The organism is Mesorhizobium sp. M1D.F.Ca.ET.231.01.1.1 (assembly GCF_003999155.2).
Taxonomy (GTDB): domain Bacteria; phylum Pseudomonadota; class Alphaproteobacteria; order Rhizobiales; family Rhizobiaceae; genus Mesorhizobium.
This window is the reverse complement of record NZ_RZOZ02000106.1, coordinates 1-371: the sequence shown is the minus strand read 5'-3', so window position 1 is coordinate 371 and position 371 is coordinate 1. Positions and strand designations below refer to the sequence as shown.

Sequence of the window (371 nt, the reverse complement as noted above, 5' to 3'; positions counted from 1 at the left end):
AATGTGCTCAACGGCACCGACGAGAACTGCACCAACTGGATCCGCACCTACAAGGACTACAAGCCGGCCGAAGGCGGCCACGCGGTCGCTGCTCCGGTTGCGGTGACCGCGCCAGGCGACGGCGCTGCCGCCGGCGGCCGCCGCCGCGGCGGTCGCGAAGCCCGCATGGCGAGGGGATAAGCGCGCAATCGTGAGCCGCATCGCAAACAGCGCTGGTCCGATCGCATCGTGGATGCGGTCGGACAGCTCTGCTTTGCGTTCAGGCCGCGCCCAATATGGCGTCGAACAGCGCCATGCCCGCCCACGATCCGAAAATGCCCGTGACGCCGCGGCTGTTGCCGATGCGTGCTTCGAACTCCGCCAGAATTTCG

The 371-nt window shown here is 67.4% G+C and carries 1 pseudogene; it reads left to right on the top strand.

Annotated features, from left to right (window positions below):
* Positions 1–180: pseudogene (locus EN874_RS32500) on the top strand (methyltetrahydrofolate cobalamin methyltransferase); the annotation flags it as partial.
* Between the last annotated feature and the right edge of the window lie 191 nt (positions 181–371).